At 69.3% G+C, this 18,090-nt stretch carries 19 protein-coding genes and 1 pseudogene; 14 read left to right on the top strand and 6 right to left on the bottom strand.

The window, feature by feature from the left end:
- Positions 1-26: 26 nt before the first annotated feature.
- Entirely contained in the window at positions 27-938 is a 912-nt protein-coding gene (locus tag ACQBJO_RS14005; RefSeq protein ID WP_421008788.1) for a hypothetical protein, read from the bottom strand.
- Positions 922-2,229 (bottom strand): MFS transporter, encoded by a 1,308-nt coding sequence (locus ACQBJO_RS14000; RefSeq protein WP_421008787.1) that lies wholly within the window; start codon positions 2,227-2,229, stop codon positions 922-924. Before ACQBJO_RS14000 ends, ACQBJO_RS14005 begins: the two co-directional genes overlap by 17 nt.
- 1,079 nt (positions 2,230-3,308) lie before the next feature.
- Here ACQBJO_RS14000 and ACQBJO_RS13995 point away from each other — a divergent pair.
- The 11 genes and pseudogenes from ACQBJO_RS13995 to ACQBJO_RS13945 form a co-directional block, all read left to right on the top strand.
- Entirely contained in the window at positions 3,309-4,031 is a 723-nt protein-coding gene (locus tag ACQBJO_RS13995; protein ID WP_421008786.1) for an SDR family NAD(P)-dependent oxidoreductase, read from the top strand.
- Positions 4,032-4,193: 162 nt separating this feature from the next.
- Positions 4,194-4,691, top strand: a complete 498-nt coding sequence (locus ACQBJO_RS13990) for an RNA polymerase sigma factor (RefSeq protein ID WP_421008785.1) — start codon at positions 4,194-4,196, stop codon at positions 4,689-4,691.
- The gene (locus ACQBJO_RS13985; protein WP_421008784.1) at positions 4,688-5,332 is read left to right on the top strand and encodes a methylated-DNA--[protein]-cysteine S-methyltransferase; all 645 of its coding nucleotides are present in this window, start codon (positions 4,688-4,690) and stop codon (positions 5,330-5,332) included. Before ACQBJO_RS13990 ends, ACQBJO_RS13985 begins: the two co-directional genes overlap by 4 nt.
- On the top strand, positions 5,329-6,057 hold the full coding sequence (locus tag ACQBJO_RS13980) for a 2OG-Fe(II) oxygenase (RefSeq protein WP_421008783.1): 729 nt from the start codon (positions 5,329-5,331) through the stop codon (positions 6,055-6,057). The genes ACQBJO_RS13985 and ACQBJO_RS13980 overlap by 4 nt, the downstream gene beginning before the upstream one ends.
- Positions 6,058-6,064: 7 nt before the next feature.
- Positions 6,065-6,337, top strand: coding sequence for an Ada metal-binding domain-containing protein (locus ACQBJO_RS13975; RefSeq protein WP_421008782.1), 273 nt, complete (start codon positions 6,065-6,067; stop codon positions 6,335-6,337).
- Between the two features lie 190 nt (positions 6,338-6,527).
- The gene (locus ACQBJO_RS13970; protein ID WP_430407114.1) at positions 6,528-7,517 is read left to right on the top strand and encodes an MFS transporter; all 990 of its coding nucleotides are present in this window, start codon (positions 6,528-6,530) and stop codon (positions 7,515-7,517) included.
- A gap of 9 nt (positions 7,518-7,526) precedes the next feature.
- Complete coding sequence (locus tag ACQBJO_RS13965; RefSeq protein WP_421008780.1) at positions 7,527-8,303, top strand: helix-turn-helix domain-containing protein; 777 nt, start codon at positions 7,527-7,529, stop codon at positions 8,301-8,303.
- Between the two features lie 2 nt (positions 8,304-8,305).
- Entirely contained in the window at positions 8,306-8,617 is a 312-nt protein-coding gene (locus ACQBJO_RS13960) for a cupin (RefSeq protein WP_421008779.1), read from the top strand.
- A gap of 184 nt (positions 8,618-8,801) precedes the next feature.
- Positions 8,802-8,993 carry a DUF4244 domain-containing protein gene (locus tag ACQBJO_RS13955; RefSeq protein WP_421008778.1) on the top strand — a complete coding sequence of 64 codons (192 nt, stop codon included), beginning with the start codon at positions 8,802-8,804 and terminating at the stop codon, positions 8,991-8,993.
- A gap of 19 nt (positions 8,994-9,012) precedes the next feature.
- On the top strand, positions 9,013-9,345 hold the full coding sequence (locus ACQBJO_RS13950; RefSeq protein WP_421008777.1) for a TadE family type IV pilus minor pilin: 333 nt from the start codon (positions 9,013-9,015) through the stop codon (positions 9,343-9,345).
- Positions 9,332-9,628, top strand: a pseudogene (locus ACQBJO_RS13945) (Rv3654c family TadE-like protein); the annotation flags it as partial. The gene ACQBJO_RS13950 and the pseudogene ACQBJO_RS13945, both read left to right, overlap by 14 nt.
- Positions 9,629-9,697: 69 nt before the next feature.
- Here the strand turns inward: ACQBJO_RS13945 and ACQBJO_RS13940 are convergent.
- From ACQBJO_RS13940 to ACQBJO_RS13930, 3 genes are read right to left on the bottom strand one after another with little or no spacing between them, the layout of a single operon-like run.
- Positions 9,698-10,081, bottom strand: coding sequence for a DUF1304 domain-containing protein (locus ACQBJO_RS13940; protein WP_421008776.1), 384 nt, complete (start codon positions 10,079-10,081; stop codon positions 9,698-9,700).
- Positions 10,082-10,091: 10 nt separating this feature from the next.
- Entirely contained in the window at positions 10,092-10,634 is a 543-nt protein-coding gene (locus ACQBJO_RS13935; RefSeq protein WP_421008775.1) for a hypothetical protein, read from the bottom strand.
- Between the two features lie 19 nt (positions 10,635-10,653).
- Positions 10,654-12,975, bottom strand: coding sequence for a DEAD/DEAH box helicase (locus ACQBJO_RS13930; protein WP_430407113.1), 2,322 nt, complete (start codon positions 12,973-12,975; stop codon positions 10,654-10,656).
- A gap of 18 nt (positions 12,976-12,993) precedes the next feature.
- Here ACQBJO_RS13930 and ACQBJO_RS13925 point away from each other — a divergent pair, with 18 nt between their 5' ends.
- From ACQBJO_RS13925 to ACQBJO_RS13915, 3 genes are all read left to right on the top strand, one after another.
- Complete coding sequence (locus ACQBJO_RS13925; RefSeq protein ID WP_255184360.1) at positions 12,994-13,347, top strand: STAS domain-containing protein; 354 nt, start codon at positions 12,994-12,996, stop codon at positions 13,345-13,347.
- A 66-nt stretch (positions 13,348-13,413) separates the two neighbouring features.
- Positions 13,414-15,750, top strand: coding sequence for a sodium-translocating pyrophosphatase (locus tag ACQBJO_RS13920; protein ID WP_421008773.1), 2,337 nt, complete (start codon positions 13,414-13,416; stop codon positions 15,748-15,750).
- A gap of 40 nt (positions 15,751-15,790) precedes the next feature.
- Positions 15,791-17,302, top strand: a complete 1,512-nt coding sequence (locus ACQBJO_RS13915; protein WP_421008772.1) for a DUF7059 domain-containing protein — start codon at positions 15,791-15,793, stop codon at positions 17,300-17,302.
- Positions 17,303-17,659: 357 nt separating this feature from the next.
- On the opposite strand, the gene ACQBJO_RS13910 is transcribed toward ACQBJO_RS13915, so the two are convergent.
- Positions 17,660-18,046 (bottom strand): DUF4878 domain-containing protein, encoded by a 387-nt coding sequence (locus tag ACQBJO_RS13910; RefSeq protein ID WP_255184357.1) that lies wholly within the window; start codon positions 18,044-18,046, stop codon positions 17,660-17,662.
- Positions 18,047-18,090: the final 44 nt, after the last annotated feature.

The raw sequence follows: 18,090 nt of genomic DNA, 5'->3' as shown, positions 1-18,090 counted from the left end.
GATGCTTCCCCTTTGGCTATCTATGTTCAGATCGACTGTTCGAGTGCGGTTCGCTGTGCATCCCCGGCTGTCTTGACCACGCTCTCTGCCACCAGCGACACGTCGTCGACCACACGCAGGTTCACGTTGACGCCGCCGCCGGCGTGGACCTCCGTGGGAGCCGAGAACGGTATGTAGGCCTGCATCCAGTGGGTGGAGGAAGCGCCGGGCCTGGTGGTGATGCTCTCTCCGTCGCCGAGGTCCATGTCGAACCAGGCGACGATGCCGTCGACGATCGCATCGTGGGTTGCCGTGGTGTGGACGGTGAACGTCTGCTCGTCTGGGGGGTCCTGCAGCAGGGACAGCGTCAGGATCCCGAACTCGTCGCTGACGAACGTGTGGGGCCACGTGTCGAGCCGGACCGGGAAGTGTCCCTGGGTCTGCAGCTCGTTGATGTCGGAGACGTCGATGCCGGCTGCCTTGCTGGCCTCGTTGAGGCTGCGCACTTGCGGCGATGACATGAGCCTTCCGTGGAGCGTGGCTTGCACCGGGACGGCGTCGTAGGACTCGGTCAGCAGGTGTCGCCGGGCGTGCCGCAGGGTGGGGATAAGTCCTTCCCCGATGAGCGCGCAGTCGACCGTCTCTGTCACCAGAAAGTTCTTCCGCTCCCCAGGGCGGAACTGGATATTGGTCGAGTGCGTCTTGTGCAAGCTGATGCTGTCGCTGCCGTGCCGATCAAGGATCTGCGTGGCGACCTGCGCCATGGCGGGGTGTGCCTCGAACGCGTCGACGGTCCTGGCGCCAGCGTCATCGGCGATGATGCTCAGCAGGCCGGTGCCCGCCCCGATGTCCAGCACGCTGTGCCGCGGGTTCACCCGCCCTTTGATGGCTCTCTGGAATGCCTCGTTCCGCGAATTATCGTTGAGCATCGAAAAGTGCCAGTTAGGGATCACACTCATAACCAACTTCCCCCTTGTGGGTGCGAACTGAAAGGTTTCTCCGGTAAAGAACCGGCAGGGTTCCCCACACGCCAATTGCCATGGCTGCGAGCGTCACGGATGGGTTGGCAAGGAATGTGACCACCGCGGCGGCCAGTCCCCCCAATGACATGCCTCCCCAGATGAAAAATCGGTGCACTGAGGTCACTCGGGACATGAAATGATCTGGTGTTGCGATTTGCCTCACGGACAGGGCGGTGGGGGCAAACATCCCGTCGCCGATTCCGTGGACGAGCATGCCCAGACTGCATACCCAGGCAACGACTGCGCTGTCGGTGACGAGCAGCGCTGTAGCGGAGGCTGCCGACGCGCCGATGGTGGAGATGAGCGCCGCTACCTGCAGCGTCCGGCGCGCCCCCTTCGCGCCGGCCATCTTGCGGCCCGCGACGCTGCCGACGCCGTACCCAGCCGCGATCGCCGAGATGACGAGTCCGGCGACTGCGCTCGAGGCTTTCCCCGAGTCGACGAGATACAGCGCGACGGTGGCCTTGATGGCGGTCACGAAGATGATGTAGTAGGCGCCGCACGAGATGATGGGATTGAGCCACTTGTGGTCGCGCACATAGGTCAAGCCCTCGCGGATGAGGGTCCCGGTGGTCGCGTCCCGGGTCTTCGCGGCTGGCGGCTGCGCGACCTCCGGCGCCTTGATCAGAAGGAAGGCGCAAGCGGCCAGCGCCGACAGCACCACGACAACGAGGACGCTGCCCGTCGGCTGTAGGTAGGCGATGAACACGCCCGCTGACGCCGGGCCGATGACACGAGTGACGGAATCGGACAGGGCCAAACGCGAGTTGGCGAGGTAGAGGCTCTGCCCCCGAGTGAGGATCTGCGGGAGGGAGCTCTGGAAGGAGATCTGGAAGAAGACTGCTATAAACCCAGACACCAGGACGAAGGCGATGTAGACGAACATTGAGCTCTGGTCCGCCGCCTCCGTCGTCATGAGCACCGCCAACAGCCCGGTTTGCGCCACAGCCACCAGGCTGAGAGAGCGGAAGTGCGAACGACCCTCCAGCCAAACTCCGGCGTTCAACCCGATCAGCAGGTACGGGACGAAGTACAGAAAGGTGACGAACTGGCCGAATGCCACAGACGCGCCCGCCTGGGTCACTAGGAGCAGCGGGATGGCGAAAGAGATGAACTGCTCCACGTAGAGTGTGGCAGTGCTTCCTGTCCACAGTTTCCAGAATGCTGACCAGTTGTCGCTGGTGTCTACGGCCGACGCATCCTGATCGACGGCTGTCCCGCTCTTCACTTGACCACGACCCAACCCTGAATTTCGGTGAGCGTCTGGGTCGAACAGGCTCGTGGAATAAGGTGGCCGGAGTCTCTTGCGAGGGTACTCGCTAAGGCATGCGAAAAGAGGTTAGGCGTCATTGTGAGATCCGATCGAACTGAATTTCCAAGGCGCCGGCAGGGAGCGTGGCGGGCCCCTCGGCTGGCGAATTCCACTGTAAGTGCCGGTGCCCTGTCGGCTCACGACGGGCGCAGAAACATCGCACAAACAGTTCGTCAGTAATTGGTCATGCGCACGTGGGCATGGTCAGCGTGGGCCTCGAGTCTCCCCGCCGCGCTCCAGTGCGCTCGTCACGGACCTCCCCGGCGGGGCAGGGGCTTGGCGCGCGACGTTGGGGCCACGTGGAGGACTCAGCGCTCGGGGTCGTCGGCGCCAAGGTCGCGGACGATATGCGCCCACTCGTCCAGGGAACGGTCCAAGAGCGCAGGACGAGAAGGTTCTCGCGGAGGGTGTGACAGGCCATCGCCGTCGTCCTGACCTCGCTCTACCCGGTCATCTCCCGTCCTCCTCGCTCTGACCATCCTCCACGAACGCCTCACCCGCCCACGGGCCACCGGCTTGGTCCTCGCCGCAGCCGCCGTCATCCTCATCTCCTCCTGAACCGACCCTGGCCAGTCACTCAGAGCGTTCGCTCCCTACCAAGAACTGGGTCAGCGTCTCGATACGTTGCATGGTGGCCGCGCTCGCTTCCGAACGACGGCGACGGTGGTTCACGCACGTCATCTCCATCCCCTGGATGGGCGTGTCATCAGTCAGGAGTGAGACGGGGCAGTCCAGAACTGGCCCAGCGCATCAGGGAGGTCAGTCGCAGACACCCCTTCCGGACGTACTGCTGGTGGGTACGCCACGGCAGACGAACTCTTTGTACCTCGCGGCAGGGTGCCCTTGGCGATGACGTCGATCGTTCAGCGGGTCAGAGTCGTGCCACGGACGTGAACTCTCCTTCAAGTCTCATCTCACGTTTCAGGGTCCTCCCACGACTACATGGTGTGGGCGCATATGACGCGCGCACATCAAACAACGCATCAGGAGGAACCATGACCACAGTCTTGATCACCGGCGGGAACCGCGGCTTGGGTCGCGCTGTTGCCGAGGAGCTTGTCGAGCGTGGTATGACCGTCGTCGTAGGCGCTCGTCAAGCTAGCGACGGTGTCGAGGCCGCGCGCCAGATCGGAGGCGGGGCGACCTCCGTTCAGCTCGACGTGACCGACCCAGCATCCATCGGTCAAGCAGCCGCCTGGATCCAGGAGCACCACGGCGGGCTGGACGTTCTGATTAACAACGCCGGTGTGCTTCCCGAAGCAACGAGTCAGTCTGCTGAGGCCGTGAACCTCGACCTGTTCCAGCAGACGTACGCCACCAACGTCTTCGGGCCCATCGCGGTGCTGGAGACATTCCTTCCTGAACTGCGGAAGTCCTCGCAGGGCCGGATCGTGAACGTGTCGACCACGATGGGATCGCTCGCCGACCAGACCGACCCGAGCTCGGCCTACTACGGCATGATCGTGCCCGCTTACCAGAGTTCGAAGGCGGCTCTCAACAACATCACGATCGCGCTCGCCAAGGCGCTGGCCGACACCTCGATCAAGGTCACCTCGGTTTGCCCAGGCTTCGTGCAGACCGACCTAACTCCCATGAACCGGGAGCAGGCACCGTTGACGGCGACGCAGGCCGCCGAAGTCGTCGTCGCCGCCGCCACCTTGCCCGACGACGCGCCCTCGGGCACCTTCATCGACAGCAACGGCACCGTTCCCTGGTGAGCATCGACGGTCGCCCAGGCCGAGCTCAGACGCGGGCGACCGCTCTCCATCCGCTTGACGGCCACCCAGTGGAGGTCAGCGGCGGAGTCTCGTCGCCGTGAGCGACCCAAGACTGCTGGGCTCACGCTTCTCCCGGCATCTGCGTCTACCTTTGGGGTGAAGATGAAGTATCCGTTCGAGCTGGTCGTGAAGGAGCACGTAGAAACCGTGCTTCGGGTGTGTCGGGCCGTACTCGGGCCAAACCTGGACGCTAAAGACGCCTGGTCGGAGACGTTCCTAGCCGCGTTGCAAGCGTGGCCAGAATTGCCCGAGGACACGAACGTTGAGGCGTGGCTGGTGCGTGTTGCTCACCGGAAGGCGATCGACATCATACGAGCCCACGCACGCCATGCGATTCCCACCGACGACCTCCCCGAACAGACCTCGTCGCTGGGTAACCCAGGCAGTGACGAGCACGGGGTATGGGCGGGGGTGTGCGCACTTCCGGAGCGACAGCGCCTCGCTGTCGCCTATCACCATCTCGGCGGGCTACCGCACGCTGAGACGGCCGCGCTGATCGGCGGCAGTACGGAAGCGGTGCGTCGTGCGGCAGCCGACGGGATCCAGAGTTTGAGACAGACCGATCACGCGGGCGAGCACACGAAAGGAGCATCCCGATGACCGACATCACGCCAGTTGGGATCAGTCGTCCGACCGATGACGGCAAGGGAGCTGAGCACGCCGCCATCCTCCCGATTGAGCCCGACAAGATGGCCGACCTGAACACGCGACTGGCTGCACTCGCCAGTGAGCAAGGTCTGCTGCATGTCGCCTACCGCACGATCGATACTCCTATCGGCCCGCTGCTGCTGGCCGCGACTGAGAGGGGCCTCGTGCGCGTCGCCTTCGAGCGTGAAAACTTCGACACGGTGCTGGAGTCGCTGGCGCAGAAGATCAGCCCCCGCGTACTTGAGGACCCACGCCGTCTGGATGCAGTGGCCGCTGAGATCGACGAGTACTTCAACGGCAAGCGGCACGTCTTCGACTTGCCCCTCGGCTACTTGATGTCCTCGGGCTTCCGCCAGATCGTGCAGCGCTACCTGCCGCACATCGGCTACGGGCACACGCAGTCATACAAGGAGGTCGCCGAACTCGTCGGCAGCCCGAAGGCTGTGCGCGCCGTCGGCACGGCATGCGCAACCAACCCGCTCCCGGTCGTTGTTCCCTGCCACCGTGTGCTGCGCGCCGACGGCAGCCTCGGCGGATACATCGGTGGTCTGGACGCGAAGACGGCGCTACTGACACTTGAGAAGGCAGCATGAACACGAAGACCGAACCGGATGTCTACGCGCAGCGCGTGGACTCCGGCGACTGGGAATCCATCACGGAGGAGGTCAACGAGTACGGCGGCGCACTGCTGCCGCAGTTGCTCACCCCGGCCGAGGCCGAGGAAATCCGCGACCTCTACGACGTCGACGACGCGTTCCGGCAGACGGTCAACATGGGGCGCGTGCGTTTCGGCGAGGGCCAGTACAAGTATTTCCACGCACCCTATCCGGAGCCGATCGAGCGCCTGAAGCAAGCCCTCTACCCGCGTCTGCTGCCGATCGCTCGCGACTGGTGGGGCAAACTCGCCCGTGAAGCGATCTGGCCGGACACCCTGGACGAGTGGCTTCAGATGTGCCACGAGGCCGGGCAAGACAAGTCAACTGCGATCCTGCTGAAGTACGGCGAGAAGGACTGGAACGCGCTGCACCGCGATCTCTACGGGGATCTGGTGTTCCCCCTGCAGGTGGTCATCAACCTCAACAACCCCGGTGTGGATCACACTGGTGGGGAGTTCCTGCTGCTCGAACAGCGACCCAGGGCCCAGTCGCGAGGCTCTGCGTTCCTGCTACCCCAGGGCCACGGCTACGTGTTCACCACCCGCGACCGGCCCGTGGAGTCCAAGCGCGGCTGGTCCGCGGCTCCGGTTCGGCACGGTGTCTCCGCAATCCGTACGGGAGAACGGTTCACCCTCGCGCTGGTTTTCCACGACGCCGCGTGAGGGCGCGATGACCGAGAAGACCTACACGCTGCTGGGCGCGGACCGCAAGCCGTACGAGAACACGATTCCGGGCACGCTCGGCGGGCATCGCGGCGGACGCATCTACGGGCGCATGAACTGCCCGGCGGCACTGAGGGCGATCGCGAACGGCGGTTACGTGAAGAACCGGGTGTTCTTCGCCGATGAGGCCGCCGCTATCGCCGCAGGCTTCCGCCCCTGCGGTGCGTGCCTGCCGGAGAAGTACGCCGCGTGGAAACAGGCGCGAAAGGAGACCGGGTGAGCTACAGTCCGCGCCTGTCCAAAGCCCACGACACCACAGATCAGATGTCACCTATCGGTGCAGCAGTCCCACCCGCTTGCGGAAATGGCTGTGAGCGCGCCCTTTCACATGGTTGAAGCCGCGACCTCGCTCCCTCTACGGGCTGGCTGCGGGGCTTGGTGCCCCCTTCCTGATGTCGTGGACGAGTCGGATGGATCGGCGAATCCTGCTGGCTTGCCTGCTGGCGGTGCTCATGGTTGGCAATGTCCTCACGGCTCTCGTGGATGCCTACCCGCTCGTTCTTCTGGCGCGGCTGTGCATGGGGTTCGCCAACGGCCTCTTCTGGGCCATCGGTGTGGGCACCGCGGTGCGACTGGTTCCCGGTCAGCTGGCCGGACGTGCCTCGGCGATCGTCTTGTCCGGGATCTCGATAGCTGCGGTCGCCGGAGTCCCGCTGGGGACGCTGATGGGCAACGTGACGGGCTGGCGGGCAGCCTTCCTGGCATGGGGTGGCCTGAGCTTGCTGTCGCTGCTCGCGGTTCTGGCGACTCTGCCACGGCTCCCCAGCCAGGGTGGATTCGCGGTCGCTCAGGTCCTGGCGTTGCCAGTGCGGAACACCCTGCTCAGACGCGTGGTCATCGCCATGTTCTTGCTGGTGCTGGGACACTTCGCGGCCTACACGTACGCGCGTCCTTGGCTTGAGGAGTCCACGATGGCGACGCCCACATTCATCGTCATCGTTCTGATCGTGTTCGGTGTTGGCGGCGCGGTGGGGAACATCGTCGGCGGGCGCCTGGCTGAGAAGCGTCCGGGATGGTTCTTCGCCGTTGCTTCGGGAGGTGTGCTCTTGGCAGTGCTGCTGCTGCCCACCGTGTCGTGGTCGCTGTGGCTGGTCGTTCTTGTGCTCACTCTCTGGGGGTTCGCGTTCGGGGCGAGCAACGTCGCCGAGGTCAAGGTCGTGCTCACGGCGGCTCCGTCGGCCTTCGAGGCGGCCATGTCGATCAACACTCTGGCGTACAACACCTCCCTCGCCCTCGGGGCGCTGGCCGGCGGCATGCTCGTCGATCTGGTCGGCGTGGACGGTGCCATTGTTCTGGCAGCGGTCATCTGCGCGTTGTCTCTGGCAGCGCAGGCCTGCCTGCGCACGTGGGCGGACCGCATGCCGGCCGACAGCAGTGAGTCAGCGGATGTGCTCGCCTAGGTTGGACTCATGGCGCGATCACAGCAGAGTCGGCGAGAGCTGGCCGACTTCCTCCAGGACTGCCGCCGTTCGTCGAGTCCTCCCACAAGCGGTGGTCACCGTCGCACTCCGGGCCTACGGAGGGAAGAAGTGGCGCTGCTGGCCAACATCTCGGTCGACTACTACACCCGGCTGGAGCAGGGGCGTGCGGGATCCATGCCCACCCCGCAGGTCATCGACGGGCTGGCCTCAGCCTTCGACCTCACCAGGGCAGAGGGCGCCCATCTGTACCGACTGACCGGGCGGAGCGCGCCGGAGCACGCCGGGGACGAGACCTCGGAGTCTTTGTCCTTCCTCCTCGGGGCGCTGGAGGGGACGCCGGCTCAGGTGGTGGACGACCTCGGCTTCGTCCTGGACCAGAACGAGGCCGGCCACCGGCTCTTTACCTGGGTGGGCGAACGCGGTCTCGCCGTGGCCAACGTCTACGAGCTGTGGTTCCTCGACCCGGCCGTGCGCGCTGTCTTCCCCGAGACGGAGCGTCGACCCTACTCGCGGGCCCAGGCCGGTGAGCTGCGCGCCGCCGTGGCACGTCGTGCTCTCGTCGGGGACTCTCGTGGAGAGGAGTTCGTAGGGGCCCTGCTGGATCGCAGCTCGGAGTTCGTCGACGCGTGGGAGGCCCGAGAGGTCCACGACGGTCGAGCCAAGACGCTGTGGCTTCCCGGCAGGGACGGGGGAGTGGCCTACACAGCCTATGTGACCATCGACGGGATGAATGGCCAACGGCTCATCGCTCTGGAGAGGACGTGATCATGAAGTTCTTCGATGCCAAGGATTTCACTGCCGATCACCCGTGGGGCGCGCTGGACATTGCGGAGATCGACGACGCGACTGTGCGCCTGCACTGGACGGACCAGCCCTACGTCTGGCACGTCAACGATGGCTCTGAGGTGTTCGTCGTGCTCGACGGCTCCGTCGACATGCACTACCGCCACGACGGACAGGAGCACGTCGAACGTCTCTCACCTGGTCGGGTCTGCTATGCCGAGGTCGGTGACGAGCACGTCGCCGTACCAGCGCCGGAAGCCAGGATCCTCGTCATCGAACGCAAGGGCAGTGTCTAGCGCAGCCTCGGTCACGCATCCGGAACCGCTGGCGGAGTTGGTCGTGGGCTGACCTTTCCACATGCTCGAGGCCACGACGTCTCCCGGGCACAACCTCGGAGGACGCCTCCCTCTGGCGCCCGCCACGGTGAAGGGTGGTCCTCACCGCGGCGCATCCCGTGCCGCACGAGGGGAGGAGCGTCCCATGCAGAGATCCATCATCCGTTGGCGCCACCGGGCACGTGTGGCCTGCGAGGCGGGGATGACCACGGCGGAGTACGCCGTCGGCACGCTCGCTGCGTGCACCTTCGCCATCGTGCTGCTGGCCGTGGTGAAGTCCGGGGGCATCAAGTCGGGGCTGTCGGGTGTCATCCTCGAGGCGCTCGGCATCCGCTAGGGGCGTCGGCGACGCGGGGATGGTGACGGCGGAGCTCGCCCTCACCCTCCCCGCGGTCGTCCTCGTCCTCGTCATCTGCCTCTCGGCACTGTCCTGGGGCGTCGACCGGGTGCGCTGCGTCGACGCCGCGCGGGTGGCCGTGCGCGAGATCGCCCGCGGCGAGAGCACCGACCGGGCCCTCGGGCTCGCCGAGCGCACCGCCCCCGAGGGGGCCGCGATCGACGTGTCCCGCTCCGGTCAGGACGTATCGGTCACGGTGACCAGCCCGGCGCCTGCCGGCTTGGGCTTCGTCACCGACGACAGCACGTGCTCGTCGACGGCACGGGTGGAGTCCGCCGATGCGCCGTCATGACGATGCGGGCAGCTCGACCGTGCTGTCGCTCGGCGTCATCGCCGTCGTGCTCACGGTGACCGTCGCCGCGCTCGCCGTGCTGAGCGCGGTCCGGGCCGCGCACGTCGCCCGGTCCGCCGCAGACCTCGCGGCCCTCGCCGGGGCGATCGACTACCAGGAGCGCTCCGATCCCGCCGCGGCGTGTGCGGAGGCCGGTCGGGTCGCGGGCCTCCACGGCACGGCCGTCCGCTCGTGCCGGGTCGCCGGCGGGGGAGACGTGACGGTGACGGTGGCGGCGAGCATCCCCCTTCGCCTCGGTGGGGCGGGGCCGGAGACGGCCGAGGGGACCGCTCGGGCCGGGCCCGAGCAGGCCTCAGAGGACGAGGCCGGCGACGACCAGGACGATGCCCATCGCCGGCAGGGCGCCCTGCTTGACGGCGGCAGCGGCCTTGTCGGGGCTCGAGAGGAGCAGCACCAGGCTCGCGGCGAGCATCGAGACCGTGCCGGTGAGCACGAGCGTCAGGCCGACGGCGTCATGGCCCAGGGCGTGGACGACGATCCCGATGATGACGGCGACCGCGAGGAAGAGGTTGTAGAAGCCCTGGTTGAAGGCGAGCTCACGCGTGGCCTCGGCCTCCTCGGCGCTCGTGCCGAAGACGGCCCGGGCGCGGGTCGTCCACGCGAAGGACTCGAGGTACCAGATGAAGACGTGAAGGGCGGCCGCGAGTGCTGAGAGCACCAGGCCGACGAGGATCATCGCGAGCCCGTCAGGGGCGGGGATCGCGACGGATGGGGCGGGTCGCGTCGTCGACCGGTCCACCGTCGCGCGCGATCGGGCGGGTGGCGTCGTCCGCGGGAGCGCCGCGAGCGGCGTCACGGGTGCTGATCCGCTCGGTCGGCGCGTCGAGCGTCGGGTCGTGGCGCTCCGCGACCGCAGCCCGCTCGCGGGCGATGTCGGTCGAGACGCGCTGGTCGTCGAGGGCGCGCTCGCGCTCGCGCAGCTCCTCCTGGTGGGCGGCCTCCTGCTCGGCGAGGCGTCGCTTGGACTCGGCCTCCTGCTCCTTGCGCAGGCGGCGCTGCTTGGCCTTGCGGGTCAGCGCTGCCTTGATCATGACCAGACCCAGCCAGAGGAGAAGCATCGTCAGCATGCCGGCGATGACCAGGGTCAGCGGGTTGAGGTTGATCGTCACGGCGTCGAAGAGGCGGATGTCGACCTCCTGCCCCGAGACCTCTGGGGCCTGGGTGCCGAGCAGCAGGGCCGCGCCGATGGCGACGGCGACGAGCACGAGGATGAGGCCGAGGATGACCATGGGGGTCCTTTCGGGGAGGTCAGCGCGAGCGCGACGACTGGCGGTTCTCCACCTTATGGCCGAGCGAGGTCAGGAGCAGGTCGAGCAGGGCGACCGCGCCGCGCGCGTCGAGGGGTTCGTTGCCGTTGCCGCACTTGGGGGAGACGACGCAGGCCGGGCAGCCCCGGCCGGCGCACCCGCAGCCGGCGATCGTCTCGCGGGTCATCGCCAGCCACGCTCCGATCTGCTCGTGCGCCCGGGCCGCGAAGCCCGCCCCGCCGGGCTGCCCGTCGTAGACCATGATCGTCGGCAGCCCGGTGTCGGGGTGCAGGTCGGTCGACACCCCGCCGATGTCCCACCGGTCGCACGTCGCGAGCAGCGGGAGCATGCCGATCACCGCGTGCTCGGCGGCGTGGGCCGCCCCCGGCACGTCGACGTCGGCGACGCCGGCGGCGGCAAGAGCCTCGGGCGTCATCGTCCACCAGACCGCCCGGGTCGACAGGGTGCGCTCCGGCAGGTCGAGCGGGTGCTGGCCGATGACCTCGCCGCCCGGCAGCCGGCGGAGGAACCCCGTGACCTGGTGCCGCACGTCGACCCGGCCGAAGGAGACCCGCACCGGCCCGTGGTCGACGCCGGACTCCTCCGCGACGATGTCGAAGGAGGACACCGACTGGGCGTGCGTCGACCAGCCGGGGTCGCCGGGCACGACGGTGGCGGTGGCCTGCTCGAGGTCGAGCTCGGTGACGACGTAGGGCCGCCCCTGGTGGACGTGGACGGCCCCGGTGTGGACCTGCGAGTGCGCCGACGACTCGTCGACCGTGCCGATGACCCGGCCGGACCGGCCCTCGACGATGCTCACCACCTCGCCGATGCCGCGCAGCGAGACGTGCTCGCCGGGTCGGTCCGGGCGGGTCCAGAACCAGCCACCTGGCCGCTTGCGCAGCAGCCCCCGCGCCACGAGCACCTCGAGGACACCCTCCAGCCCCGGGCCGAACCACTGCTCGTCGTCGCGCGTCACCGGCAGCTCCGCCGCCGCGCAGGCGACGTGCGGCACGAGGACGTGCACGTTGCCCGGGTCGAGCACGCTCGTCTCGACCGGCGCGTCGAAGATCGCCTCCGGGTGCTCGACCACCCACGTGTCGAGCGGGTCGTCGGCGGCGACGAGCACGGCGAGCGCGTCCTGGCCGTCACGCCCGGCGCGCCCGGCCTGCTGCCACACGGAGGCGAGCCGGCCCGGCCACCCGGCCATGAGGACGGCGTCGAGGCCGGCGATGTCGATGCCGAGCTCCAGGGCATTCGTCGCGGCCAGCCCGAGCAGGTCGCGCTCCCGCAGCCGACGCTCGATGACCCGACGCTCCTCGGGCAGGTAGCCGCCGCGATAGGCGGCGATCCTCCCTTCGTCCGTGATGCTCACCTGGCGGGAGGCGGCCGAGGCGAGGGCCTCGACACCGGCCCGGGAGCGGGCGAAGGCGAGCGTCTGCACGTCGCGGCCCACGAGGTGCGCCATGAGGTCGGCGGCCTCGGTCGTGGGGGAGCGGCGTGCCCCCTCGTCGTCCTCGGGCGGCTGCCACAGGGCGAAGGTCATCGCACCGCGCGGCGACCCGTCCTCGGTCACCGCGAGCACGTCGTCACCGACGAGCCGCGAGGCCAGGCCGCCGGGGTCGCCGACGGTCGCGGACGCGAGGACGAAGATCGGGTCGGCGCCGTAGCGCCGAGCCACGCGCCGCAGCCGCCGCAGCAGCAGCGCGACGTGCGAGCCGAAGACGCCCCGGTAGACATGGCACTCGTCGATGACGACGTAGCGCAGCCGCCGCAGCACGTGCGCCCAGTGCTCGTGCCCCGGCAGCAGGGAGTGGTGGACGAGGTCGGGGTTGGTGAGGATGACGTCGGCGTGGTCACGGATCCAGCGCCGCTCGTCGGTGGGGGTGTCGCCGTCGTAGGTCGCGGCGCGCACGCCCGGCACGGCCCACGACTGGATCCGGGCGAGCTGGTCGGCGGCCAGCGCCTTGGTGGGGGAGAGGTAGAGGGCGGTGGCCCCGCGGCCGTTGGCGGCTGCCCTCCCTTCGAGCACCGCCGTGAGCGAAGGGAGGAGATAGCCCAGTGACTTGCCCGAGGCCGTGCCGGTGGCCAGCACGACGTGCCTCCCGTCGCGCGCGGCCTGGGCCGCGCGCGCCTGGTGGGACCACAGCCGGTCGATGCCGGCGCCGGCGAGTGCCGCGCGCAGCGGCGGGGCGACCCAGTCGGGCAGGTCGACGTGGTCCGCGGCGCGGGCCGGGATCCGCTCGACGTGCCGCACCCGGTCCTCGCGACCGGAGGCGAGGCCGGCGAGCAGCTCTCCAGCCTCTGGGACCTGACGTGACATGTCGTCTACGGTAGGCCGGTGCCCACCGCCGTCACGACCAGCGAGTCCGGTCCCGTCCACGTCGTCCACGTGGCCGGGGAGATCGACGTGACCTCGGCGGCCGTCCTGCGCGACGCCCTCGAGGCCCTCATCGCCGACGGCCACCGGTGCCTGACGCTCGACCTCACCGACGTCACCTTCATGGACTCGACGGGTCTGGGCATCGTCGTCGGCCGGCTCAAGCGGCTGACCCGCCACGGCGGCACGCTGACCGTCGCGGCCGCCCACGAGCGGGTCGTGCGCGTCTTCACCATCACGGGCCTGGACCAGCTGCTGCAGATCCACCCGGATCTCGAGAGCGCGGTCCGGGCAGCGGAGGCGACCCGGCAGTAGGGTGAGCCATCGGCTGTGCCCGCCACGACGGACCGGCCGTGACCCGCGTCCATCAAGGAGGATGGCATGGCAGTCACGCTCGCGACCCTGTCCACTGCGTCGTCGATCGACCTCGACAGCACCAACCTGGGCCTCGTGGGCGGTGTGGCCGTCATCGGGGTCGTGGCCCTGGCTCTCGGCGTGGTCCTGCGTCGGCAGGTCGTCGCCGCCGACGCCGGGACCCCGCGCATGCAGGAGATCGCCGGCGCGGTCGAGGAGGGCGCGCACGCCTACCTGAGACGGCAGTTCCGCACCCTCGTGGTCTTCGTGGCCCTCGTCTTCGTGCTGCTGCTCTTCCTCCCGGCCGACTCGGCCGGCGTGCGATGGGGGCGCTCGGGCTTCTTCGTCCTCGGCGCCGCCTTCTCCGCCGCCATCGGCTACCTGGGCATGTCGCTGGCGGTCAAGGCCAATGTCCGCGTCGCCGAGGCGGCGCGCTCCACCGGACGCGACGACGGCATGCGCATCGCCTTCCGCACCGGCGGGACCGTCGGCATGTTCACCGTCGGCCTCGGTCTGCTCGGTGCGGCCATCGTCGTGCTCGCCTACCGCGGTGATGCGCCGAAGGTCCTCGAGGGCTTCGGCTTCGGCGCCGCGCTGCTCGCGATGTTCATGCGCGTCGGCGGCGGCATCTTCACCAAGGCGGCCGACGTGGGCGCCGACCTCGTGGGCAAGGTCGAGGCCGGCATCCCCGAGGACGACCCGCGCAATGCCGCGACGATCGCCGACAACGTCGGAGACAACGTCGGCGACTGCGCCGGCATGGCGGCCGACCTCTTCGAGTCCTATGCCGTCATGCTCGTGGCCGCCCTGATCCTGGGCTCCGCGGCCTTCGGCTCCTACGGCCTGGTCTTCCCCCTTCTCATCCCCGCGATCGGTGCCCTCACCGCGATGATCGGCATCTTCATCACCCGGGCGAAGGGGGGCGAGTCGGCCCTCGACGCCATCAACCGCGGCTTCTACATCTCGGCCGTCGTCTCCGCCGTGCTCTGCGCGGGCGCCGCCTACCTCTACCTGCCCTCGACCTATGCCGGTCTGTCGTCCCCCGACGACGGCGTCGCCCAGCTCGTCGGCGACCCGCGCCGCGCGGCCCTGCTCGCCGTCGTCCTCGGGATCATCCTCGCCGCCGTCATCCTGCGGATGACCGGCTACTACACGGGCACCGACAAACGTCCGACCATGGACGTGGCCCGCACGACCGAGACCGGTGCGGCGACCGTCATCCTCTCGGGCATCTCTCTCGGCCTGGAGTCGGCGGTCTACAAGGTCCTGACGATCGCCGTCGTCATCTACCTCGCCTTCCTCCTCGGCGGGTCGTCGGTCGTCCTCGGGCTCTTCTTCATCGCGCTCGCCGGCTGCGGCCTGCTGACGACGGTCGGCGTCATCGTGGCGATGGACACCTTCGGCCCGGTGTCCGACAACGCGCAGGGCATCGCGGAGATGTCGGGTGACGTCGACGGCGAGGCGGCCCAGGTGCTCACCGAGCTCGACGCTGTCGGCAACACGACCAAGGCGATCACCAAGGGCATCGCGATCGCCACGGCGGTGCTCGCCGCGACGGCGCTCTTCGGCAGCTACACCGATGCGTGGACCTCGACGGTGCGCGGCATCGACGAGGCCTCGGTCAGCCCCGACCGGGTGAGCTCCTTCGAGCAGATGGTCAACACGCAGATCGTCTCGCCGAGCGTGCTCGTCGGCGTCCTCGTCGGCGCCGCGGTCGTCTTCCTCTTCTCCGGGCTCGCGGTCAACGCCGTGACCGTCGCGGCCGGCTCGATCGTCCACGAGGTGCGCCGGCAGTTCCGCGAGCACCCGGGGATCATGGCCGGCACGGAGAAGCCCGAGTACGCCCGGGTCGTCGACATCTGCACCCGTGACTCGCTCGCGAAGCTCGCGACGCCCGGTCTGCTCGCCGCGCTCACGCCGATCGTCGTCGGCTTCGGCCTGGGCATCGGGGCGCTCGCGGGCTTCCTCGCGGGAGCCATCGCCTGCGGTGCGCTCATGGCGGTCTTCCTCGCTGACTCCGGTGGCGCCTGGGACAACGCGAAGAAGATCGTCGAGGACGGCAACCACGGCGGCAAGGGCTCGCCCGGCCACGAGGCGGCGGTCATCGGCGACACGGTCGGCGACCCCTTCAAGGACACCGCCGGTCCGGCGATCAACCCGCTCATCAAGGTGATGAACCTCGTCGCCGTCCTCATCGCTCCCGCCGTCGTCACCCTCTACCTCGGCTCGGGCACCGACCAGACGATCCGCTGGGCCATCGCCGCGGTCGCCCTGCTCGTCATCGCCGTCGCCCTCGTCGTCACCAAGCGTGACGACGTCGCGATGGCCGACGTCGAGGGCGAGCCGGCCGTCGACCGGGTCTGACCCTCCGGGTGGGACGAAGGGGGCGCACTAGGCTCGGCGGGTGACCTCCAGCACCACGCCCCGCACCGACCCCGAGCTGCTCGCCGCCCTGCGGGAGGACCTCGCTGCCGCGCCCTTCGGCGTCGACGCGGTCCGTGAGCGCCTCGGCGACCTCGCCGCCAGCGCCCTCGGACGTGAGCAGGTCCTGCCGGCCCGGCGGGCGGTCGCAGGGGCCCGTGACCCGCTCGGTGTGCTCATCGGGTGCTTCGGGCTCGGGCTGCCCACGGCCGCCGACGACCTCGCGCGGGCCCTGCCGCGCACCGGCGTCACCGGCGCCGTGACCCTGGGCATCGTCGAGCCGCACGGCGCGCACGTCGTCGCCCGGTGCGACCTGAGGCCCTACGGCGACGACGCCGACCACGCGTGGTGGGTCGCCTCCGACCCGACCGAGCACGCGCGCAGCGAGCCGCTGCCGGTCGACCACGTGCTCGGCATCGGCGGCGCCTCGACGACCCTGGCGTCGTGGACCCCGCGCTCCCATGTCACCCGCGCGCTCGACCTCGGCACCGGCTGCGGCGTGCAGGCGCTGCACCTGTCGACGCACGCCGACGCCGTCGTCGCGACCGACCTCTCCCGCCGGGCCCTCGGCTACGCGGCCTTCAACGCGGCGCTCAACGAGCTCGACTGGGACCTGCGCGAGGGGTCCTTCCTCGAGCCCGTGGCCGGCGAGGCCTTCGACCTCGTCGTGAGCAATCCCCCCTTCGTCATCACGCCGCGCAGCGGGCAGGTGCCGCTCTACGAGTACCGCGACGGCGGGGCCGCCGGTGACGACGTCGTCGCGGCGCTCACCCGCGGGATCGGGGCCCACCTGGCGCCCGGGGGCGTCGCCCAGCTCCTCGGCAACTGGGAGACCGTCGCCGGCCAGGACTGGCGCGAACGGGTCGGTGCGTGGGTCGCCGACAGCGGGCTCGATGCATGGGTCGTGCAGCGCGACGTGCAGGACCCGGCCGAGTACGCCGAGCTGTGGACCCGCGACGGCGGGCACCTGCCCGGCACGAGCGAGCACGACGCCCTCGTCGGCGCGTGGCTCGACGACTTCGCCTCGCGGGACATCGCCCAGATCGGCTTCGGCATCATCACGCTGCACCGGCCGACGGGGGAGCGGGCTCCCCTCGTCGATCTCGTCGAGGCGACCGGACCGGTGGCGTCGCCCATGGGCCCCGCCGTGGCCGCCGGCCTCGTCGCCCGCGACCGGCTCGCCGGCCTCGACGACGACGCCCTGCTCGACACCGCGTGGCGCTGCGCCCGCGACGTGACGACCGAGACGCACGCGGCGCCCGGCGCCAGCGACCCCAACGTCATCGTCCTGCGTCAGGGCGGCGGGCTGGCCCGCTCGGTGCGCCTCGACACCCTCGACGCCGCGCTCGTGTCCGTGTGCGACGGCGACCTCACGGCGCGACAGGCGCTCACCGCGATCAGCGCCCTGCTCGACCTACCCACCGGCGAGGCGCTCGGCGCCGGCTCCGCCCTCGTGCGCCGGCTCGCCGCAGACGGGCTGCTCCTGCCGGAGTAGGTCGTCGCCGCACTCGGGGCGGGGTGGCGCGCACGCCGAGAAGACCCGGCGCGCTGCCGAAGTCCTTCGTCGACGTGTGGTCACGTCGTCGTTCTCGACTTCGGCTTGACGCCACGCCGGGTCTTCTCGACGTGCACGCTGTCGAGGCCGTCGCGACCGTCCCTTCGAGACGGTCGCTGAGCGACCTCCTCAGGGACCGGAGGTCGGCAGCGCGCCGGGTCTTCCCGACGGGAGCGGGGTCTCGAGGCTCGCTGGCGCTCGCACCGCCCACGCGGAACGTGGGACCCAGACCAACGTGTGGGCCCGGGGACGACGAAGGGCGGCCCGGTGACCGGGCCGCCCTCGCGCTGTGCGTGATCAGCTGGTGGTGGTGATCTTCCACTCGTCGTCGACCTTCTTGAGCTCGATCTCGTCTTCCTTGCCGTCCTCGTTCTTCACCTGGACGGTGGCGGTCTTCTCGTCGTCGGCGATCTCGGAGCCGAGGATCTCGACCTTCGGGTCGTCGGGGATGTTGAGGTCCTTCTCGTTCTCCTTGAAGATCGTCGCGCAGTCCTTGCCCGGGTCGGCGTCCTCGAGCGTCTTGATGATCTCGGGGTCGAAGGCGTCGCACAGCGCGGCGTAGTCCTTGTCCTTGGCCGCCGCGACGAAGTCCTCGACCGCCTTCTCCGGGCCGTTGTCGCTGCCGCAGGCCGTCAGGCCGAGCGCGAAGGTGCCGGCGACGGCCAGCGTGACGAGCTTCTTCATGGTGATCTCCCTGTCGTGGTGCGGGCGGTGTGGTCGCCCCCTCA

The organism is Janibacter zhangyanbonis (assembly GCF_050507325.1).
Classification (GTDB): Bacteria; Actinomycetota; Actinomycetes; order Actinomycetales; family Dermatophilaceae; genus Janibacter.
This window is presented reverse-complemented; position numbering and strand designations above follow the sequence as displayed.